Source organism: Streptomyces sp. NPDC042002, from assembly GCF_055588305.1.
This window is the reverse complement of the sequence record NZ_JBVJCT010000051.1, coordinates 39,673-47,406: the sequence shown is the minus strand read 5'-3', so window position 1 is coordinate 47,406 and position 7,734 is coordinate 39,673. Positions and strand designations below refer to the sequence as shown.

General features: G+C 69.7%; 5 protein-coding genes. 1 reads left to right on the top strand and 4 read right to left on the bottom strand.

Annotated elements, in window-relative coordinates; translation table 11 throughout:
* Window positions 1-166 precede the first annotated feature (166 nt).
* The 4 genes from ACZ6KY_RS38860 to ACZ6KY_RS38845 all read right to left on the bottom strand — a co-directional run bounded on the left by ACZ6KY_RS38860 (window position 167) and on the right by ACZ6KY_RS38845 (window position 4,754).
* The gene (locus tag ACZ6KY_RS38860) at window positions 167-1,045 is read right to left on the bottom strand and encodes an S-methyl-5'-thioadenosine phosphorylase (RefSeq protein ID WP_469314971.1); all 879 of its coding nucleotides are present in this window, start codon (window positions 1,043-1,045) and stop codon (window positions 167-169) included.
* A gap of 138 nt (window positions 1,046-1,183) precedes the next feature.
* Window positions 1,184-1,504, bottom strand: a complete 321-nt coding sequence (locus ACZ6KY_RS38855; RefSeq protein WP_469314970.1) for an FmdB family zinc ribbon protein — start codon at window positions 1,502-1,504, stop codon at window positions 1,184-1,186.
* A gap of 68 nt (window positions 1,505-1,572) precedes the next feature.
* Window positions 1,573-2,835 (bottom strand): MFS transporter, encoded by a 1,263-nt coding sequence (locus ACZ6KY_RS38850; RefSeq protein WP_469314969.1) that lies wholly within the window; start codon window positions 2,833-2,835, stop codon window positions 1,573-1,575.
* A 317-nt stretch (window positions 2,836-3,152) separates the two neighbouring features.
* Complete coding sequence (locus tag ACZ6KY_RS38845) at window positions 3,153-4,754, bottom strand: potassium/proton antiporter (RefSeq protein WP_469314968.1); 1,602 nt, start codon at window positions 4,752-4,754, stop codon at window positions 3,153-3,155.
* 185 nt (window positions 4,755-4,939) lie between these two features.
* Between ACZ6KY_RS38845 and ACZ6KY_RS38840 the strand changes: the two genes are divergently transcribed.
* Complete coding sequence (locus ACZ6KY_RS38840) at window positions 4,940-7,708, top strand: penicillin acylase family protein (RefSeq protein WP_469314967.1); 2,769 nt, start codon at window positions 4,940-4,942, stop codon at window positions 7,706-7,708.
* Window positions 7,709-7,734: the final 26 nt, after the last annotated feature.

Sequence of the window (7,734 nt, the reverse complement as noted above, 5' to 3'; positions counted from 1 at the left end):
GCCGCCCGCCGCCCGCCGCCCGCCGCCCGCCGCCCGCCGCCCGCCGCCCGCCGCCCGCCGCCCGCCGCCCGCCGCCCGCCGCCCGCCGCCCGCCGCCCGCCGTCAGGGTCAGGCGGGGCGGGACGAGGGTTCGGTCAGGGCTTGGTGGTCGCTGTGGCGGGCGCCGTTACGGCAGTTCGAAGCCGGGGTCCATCCCGCCGAGGGCCGTCGTGCACAGGCAGTCCCGCGCTCCGTTCGCGGGCAGTCCCGCGACCGCGTCGAAGAGCACGCCCCGCAGCCGGTCCACGTTCGCCGCGAACACCTTCAGCACCTCGTCGTGCGAGACGCCCTCGCCGCTCTCGGCCCCCGCGTCGAGGTCGGTGACCAGTGTCAACGACGTGTAGCAGAGCTCCAGTTCACGGGCGAGCGCGGCCTCGGGGTGCCCGGTCATGCCGACCACCGACCAGCCCTGCGCCTGGTGCCAGAGCGATTCGGCCCGGGTGGAGAACCGCGGACCCTCTATGACCACGAGCGTGCCGCCGTCGACCGGCTCCCAGTCGCGTCCGCGCGCCGCTTCCAGGGCGGCCGCGCGTCCGACGGGGCAGTAGGGGTCGGCCAGCGACACGTGCACCACGTTCGGCACCGAGCCGTCCGGCAGCGGCAGCCCGTCGAAGTAGGACTGCGGCCGTGACTTCGTACGGTCCACGAACTGGTCCGGAACGAGCAGGGTTCCGGGCCCGTACTCCGGACGCAGACCGCCGACGGCGCAGGGGCCGAGGATCTGGCGGGCGCCGACGGAGCGCAGTGCCCACAGGTTGGCCCGGTAGTTGATGCGGTGCGGCGGCAGATGGTGGCCGCGGCCGTGGCGGGGGAGGAAGGCGACCCGCCGGCCGGCGATCTCGCCCAGGAACAGGGAGTCGCTGGGCGGTCCGTAAGGGGTGTCCACCTGCAGCTCGGTCACGTCGTCGAGGAAGGAGTAGAAGCCCGAGCCGCCGATGACGCCGATCTCGGCCAGGGCCGTCGACTGCTCCCCGGCCGGGGTCTGTGGGTTCTCCGTGTTCGCCATGAACGGCACCCTAGCCGGGACGCGGGAACGCCGAAGACCCCGTCGTCGTACGACGACGGGGTCCCGTGGAAACGAGCCTGGTGAGGCCTCACGGAGACGGCTCGGCCGGGACGGGTGCCCCGGCGGACCGAGGAGGCCCTAAGCGGCGGAGCTGCTGGACGAGCCGGTGCCCGACGACTTCGCGTCCGAGGACGACGACGTGGACGTCGACGACGAGGACTTCGAGTCCGACGAGGACGCGGACGTCGACGGCTTCGAGGCCGGCGAACTGCTCGACGAGGAGCCGCGGCTGTCATTGCGGTAGAAGCCGGAGCCCTTGAAGACAATGCCGACGGCCGAGAACACCTTCTTCAGGCGGCCGTTGCAGTCGGGGCATTCGGTCAGGGCGTCATCGGTGAACTTCTGCACCGCCTCGAGGCCCTCGCCGCACTCGGTGCACTGGTACTGGTAGGTCGGCACTTGTCTTCCTCCTGGCACTCTCACTCAGTGAGTGCTAACGACGGTCCATACTGACGTATTCCGCGAGATCAGTCCACTGTCACCGGCACGCGGTGACCGACGCCACGCGCGACGGCGCGGCTCGGGGCCTGTGTGGCGAGGCGTGAACGCAGTGCCACCAGGGTCGCCAGTGCCAGTGCCGTACCGGCCATCGGCACCAGGAACCCGGCGCCGCCCCAGAGCCTGTCCTCCAGCTGTCCCGCGACCGTGACGGCCGCCGCCTGGCCGAGCGCGACGGCGCCGGTGAGCCAGGTGAAGGCCTCGGTGCGAGCGCCCTGCGGAACGAGGCTCTCGACCAGGGTGTAGCCGGTGATCAGGGTCGGAGCGATGCACATGCCGACCACAAGACCGAGGCCGGCGAGCACGATCACCGAGTTGGCCGTCCACAGTCCGGAGGCGGCCAGCGCGAGGGCGGCGTACCCGAGGACGAGCCGCCGCTGCGGGGCCACCCTCCAGGCGATGGCGCCGCAGACGATGCCCGAGAGCATGTTGCCCGCCGCGAAGACGCCGTACAGGACACCGTTCAGGCCGGGCTCGCCGATCGACTCGCTGTACGCGGCCAGCGAGACCTGCATGCCGCCGAAGACGGAGCCGATGCCCAGGAAAGTCACGATCAGAACGCGCACTCCGGGGATGCGCAGAGCGGAACCGTGTTCCACGCGCGCGTGCCCGTCGAGGGCGACCGAGGGCTGTGTGCTCTTCTGCGCGGCGAACAGCAGTCCGCCGATCAGGGTCAGCGAGGCCTCGGTCAGCAGGCCCGCGGCGGGGTCGACGGCCGTGCACAGCGCCGTGGCGAGCAGCGGGCCGAAGACGAAGGTCAGCTCGTCCGTGACGGACTCGAAGGCCGCCGCGGTCGGCATCAGGGGCGAGCCCTGAAGCTTCACGCCCCAGCGGGCGCGCACCATGGGGCCGACCTGCGGCACCGAGGCGCCGGTCGGCACGGCGGCGGCGAAAAGCGCCCACAAGGGGGCGTCCGCCAGCGCGAGCGCGGTCAGGGAGAAGCCGGCCACGGCGTGCACGAGGACGCCGGGCAGCAGGACGGCCCGCTGTCCGTGCCGGTCTGCCAGACGCCCGGTGAAGGGCGCGAACAGCGCCATGGAGACACCGGTGACGGCGGCGACCGCGCCGGCAGCCCCGTACGAGCCGGTGGTGTGCTGCACGAGCAGCACGATGGAGATCGTCAGCATGGCGAACGGCTGGCGGGCGGCGAAGCCGGGGAGCAGGAACGTCCAGGCGCCGCGGGTGCGCAGCAACTGTCCGTACCCAGGGCGGGAGGTGACCGTGGATGCCACGGCCCGTGCCTTTCTGCCGCCTGGTAGCGCGCCCGTGCGGGGGGCGCCGAGAGCTGTCCTCTTGCGCGGATCTGCGGTAGATACCGGCGCCTCTTGGAGGACGTCACGGCCGCCATACGGTCGCGCCAGCTCTGCGTCAGGCAGAGTTGGTTCGATCAAGGTGTGCCTTCATCGTACAGGGGGCGGGAGTCGCCGCACCTGTGAAAATGAGCACCACGAGATCGCGCGCCTGTGAATGCCCCTCGCTTCTTAGGGCCTCGTTCGGTATCCCGTAAGAAGCGTGTCCGGTGTCCGGCAGGAGTCCGTCGGGCGTCGCGTCACAGGCCCGTTCGGTGTCTTGTCCGATGTTCCGTCCCGCCGTCGCCGCTGCCGAGCCAGTCGGCGAGCTTGCCGCCCTGGCCCACCGCGCGCAGCCGCCTCTCGGCCGCGTCCCGGACCGGGTCGGTCGCCACCACCAGCAGTTCGTCGCCGAGCCGCAGCACTGTCGTGGGTGCCGGTACGAAGGACTTCGCGTCGCGGACGACGAGGGTGACCGCCGCGCCCGGGGGCAGCCGCAGCTCGCCCACCTCGACACCGTGCATCCGTGACCCCTTGGGGATCGCGACGGACAGCAGATGGCCGCGCAGTCGCTCCAGGGGCGCCGATTCGATGCCCAGGTCGGCGGCTCCCGGGGACTCCCCGAGGCGGAGTTTGCGGGCCAGCCAGGGCAGGGTCGGACCCTGGACGAGGGTGTAGACGACGACCAGGACGAAGACGATGTTGAAGATCCGCTCGCTCTCCGCGATGCCGCTCACCATCGGGATCGTCGCCAGGATGATGGGTACGGCGCCGCGCAGCCCCGCCCAGGACAGCAGCACCTGCTCCTGCCACGGGATGCGGAAGGGCAGCAGGCTGGCGATGACGCTCAACGGCCGGGCCACCATGGTCAGCACCAGTCCTATGACGAGCGCGGGCACGATGTCGTCGCCCATCTCGTGCGGGGTGACCAGCAGGCCGAGCAGCACGAACATGCCGATCTGGGCGATCCAGCCGAGCCCCTCGGCGAAGCCGCGGGTGGCGGGCGAGTGCGGCAGTTTCGCGTTGCCGAGCAGCATGGAGGCGAGGTACACGGCGAGGAAGCCGCTGCCGTGGGCGAGCGCGCCGGCGGCGTACGCCACGACCGCGATCGCCATCACGGCGATCGGGTAGAGGCCGGAGGCCGGCAGTGCCACGTGCCGCAGTCCGTACGCCCCCAGCAAGCCGACCGTGAGACCGACGGCGGCGCCGATGGCCAGCTCCAGCGCTATCTCGCCGATCAGCACGTACCAGTGCTCCACCGGTCCCGCCGTGGAGAACGCGACGACGAGGATGACCACCGGGGCGTCGTTGAAGCCCGACTCGGCCTCCAGGATGCCCGTCACGCGCGCGGGGAGGGGGATTTTCCGCAGGACCGAGAACACCGCGGCGGCGTCCGTCGAGGAGACGACCGCCCCGATGATGAGCGCCTGCCGCCACTCGAGGCCGATCAGGTAGTGCGCGGCCGAGGCCGTGACACCGACGCTCACCGCGACGCCCACCACCGCCAGCGAGGAGGCCGCCGGCAGGGCCGGTCTGATCTCCTTCCACTTCGTGCCGAGACCGCCCTCGGCCAGGATCACGACCAGGGCCGCGTACCCGATGACCTGGGTCAGCTCGGCGTTGCTGAAGTGGACGTCGCCGACTCCGTCCTGGCCGATCGCGACGCCGATCCCCAAGTAGACGAGCAGCGTCGGGAGCCCGCTGCGTGAGGAGATCCGGACCGCCGCCACCGCGAAGAGCAGGACGAGCGAGCACACGAGCAGGAGCTGGTTGAGGTGGTGGACAGTCAGGGGCTGTTCCTTTCTCGCCGATCCGGTCGCGCCGCGGGCGGCCTCCGGAACTGAGCACCGGAAGCCGGCCACTTCAGTGCAAGTACTTCGTTACCTTACCTAACTCTTGACGCTTTCTTGACGTTCCCGGAGGCAAGATCGAACAGCCGTGCTTCCCGGTTTCCTACTCCGCGTCAAGGCGCGGTTGGCCCTGCGCCTATGGTTGCCCCAGCACTCCAGGACCGCCTGCCGCTCGCGTTAGGACAGCAAGGACAGCGATGCCCCCCAACACCACCGCCTCTTCCGGCCAGCAGCCCGGCAAGCCCGGCAGGAAGAAGGGGCGCAAAGCCCGACTGTTCTTGATTGTCCTGGTTCTCGCCATCATCGGGGGCATCGCCTTCGGCGCGTACTGGAGCATCAGCACTGTGCGCGCCTCCTTCCCGCAGACCAAGGGCTCCATCCGGCTCGACGGCCTGTCGGGGCCCGTGACCGTGCAGCGCGACGGCAACGGGATCCCGCAGATCTACGCCTCGTCCGACGAGGACCTGTTCATGGCCCAGGGCTTCGTCCAGGCACAGGACCGGTTCTACGAGATGGACGTACGCCGCCACATGACCTCGGGCCGGCTGTCCGAGATGTTCGGCGAGGGCCAGGTCAAGAACGACGAGTTCCTGCGCACGCTGGGCTGGGACCGGGTCGCGAAGAAGGAGTACGACACCAAGCTGTCGCCCTCCACGAAGAAGTACCTCCAGTCGTACGCCAGGGGAGTCAACGCCTACCTGAAGGGCAAGGACGGCAAGGACATCTCCCTGGAGTACGCGGCCCTCGGCTTCACCAACGACTACAAGCCGACCCAGTGGACCCCGGTCGACTCGGTGGCCTGGCTCAAGGCGATGGCCTGGGACCTGCGCGGCAACATGCAGGAAGAGATCGACCGCTCCCTGATGACGAGCCGGCTCGGCCCGAAGCAGATCGCGGACCTGTACCCGGAGTACCCGTACAGCCGGAACAAGACGATCGTCCGGACGGGCTCGTACGACAGTGCCACCGGGACGTACAGCCCGACCGACACCTCTTCGGCGTCCGCGGCGGGCACGGGGCTCACGGGCAATACCGCGGCGCCCACCGGGTTCCAGAGCCAGCTCTCGGGGCTCTACAAGGTCCTCGACGGCCTGCCCACCGCCGTCGGCGTGAACGGCAACGGCATCGGCTCCAACTCCTGGGTCGTCGCGGGGAGCCACACCATCACCGGCAAGCCGCTGCTGGCCAACGACCCGCACCTGTCGGCGTCGCTGCCCTCGGTCTGGTACCAGATGGGCCTGCACTGCACCGCCGTCTCCGCCAAGTGCCAGTACGACGTCACCGGCTACACCTTCGCGGGCATGCCCGGCGTGGTCATCGGCCACAACGCGGACATGGCCTGGGGCATGACCAACTCCGGGGTCGACGTCACCGACCTCTACCTGGAGAAGATCACCGGCGAGGGCTACGAGTACGACGGCAAGGTGCTCCCCTTCACCACCCGCAAGGAAACGATCAAGGTCGCGGGCGGCGCGTCCAAGACGATCGTCGTCCGGCAGACCGACGACGGAATGCCGCTGCTCTCCGACCGTGACGACGAACTCGTCCAGGTCGGCAAGAAGGCCACCGTCGACGCCGGGGCGCCCGACCGCGGCGACGGCTACGCGATAGCGCTGCGCTGGACCGCGCTGGACCCGGGCAACACCATGGACGCCGTCTTCGAGATGGACAAGGCGTCGAACTGGACCGAGTTCCGCAAGGCCGCAGCGTCCTTCGAGGTGCCGTCCCAGAACCTGGTCTACGCGGACGGCGCGGGCGCAAGCGGCAACATCGGGTACCAGCTCCCCGGCAAGATCCCCACGCGCGCCAAGGGCGACGACGGCTCGCTGCCCTCGCCCGGCTGGGACTCCAAGTACCGCTGGACCGGCTACATCAAGCAGTCCGCCCTGCCCTACGAGTACAACCCCAAGCGCGGTTACATCGTGACCGCCAACCAGGCGGTCGTCGACCCGAGCAAATACCCCTACACGCTCACCACGGACTGGGGCTACGGCACCCGCAGCCAGCGGATCACCGACCTGATCGAGTCGAAGACCAAGGGCGGCGCCAAGATCTCGACCGATGACATGCGCCAGATGCAGCTCGACGACAGCAGCGAGATCGCCAAGCTGATCGTGCCCAAGCTGCTCAAGATCGACGTGTCCGACAAGGACGTCCGCGACGCGCAGAAGCTCCTGGAAGGCTGGGACTACACCCAGGACTCCGACTCCGCCGCGGCCGCCTACTTCAACGCCACCTGGCGCAACATCCTCAAGCTCGCCTTCGGCAACAAGCTGCCCAAGGAGCTGCGGGTCAAGGGCCAGTGCCTGTGGGTCGACCGGGTCGACAGCACCGGTCCCGCGGACGAGGACCAGAAGGTGCGCGAGTGCGGCGAGCGCGACGCGGACCAGGCGCAGCCGGACGGCGGCGACCGCTGGTTCGAGGTCGTCCGCAAGATCATCGACGACGAGCACAACGACTGGTGGAAGTCGCCCGGGACGCGCAAGACGATCAACGGTAAGCCGATCGACACCCGGGACGAGCTGTTCCGCCAGGCCATGACGGACGCCCGCTGGGAGCTGACCGCCAAGCTCGGCAAGGACATCGACACCTGGAGCTGGGGCCGGCTGCACCGCCTGTTCCTCAAGAACCAGACCCTCGGTACCGACGGCCCCTCCTTCCTGCAGTACATGCTCAACCGGGGCCCCTGGAAGCTCAGCGGCGGCGAGGCGACGGTGAACGCGACCGGCTGGAACGCGGCGGGCGGCTACGGAGTGGTCTGGGTCCCCTCGATGCGGATGGTCGTCAACCTCCAGGACCTCGACAAGTCCAAGTGGATCAACCTCTCGGGTGCCTCGGGGCACGCCTACAGTGCCCACTACACCGACCAGACGGAGAAGTGGGCCAAGGGCGAGCTCCTGCCGTGGGCCTTCACGAAGAAGGCCGTCGACAAGAAGACGAGCGACACCCTGGTCCTGAAACCGTGACTCTCCGACGGGCGTCGGGGTGCTGA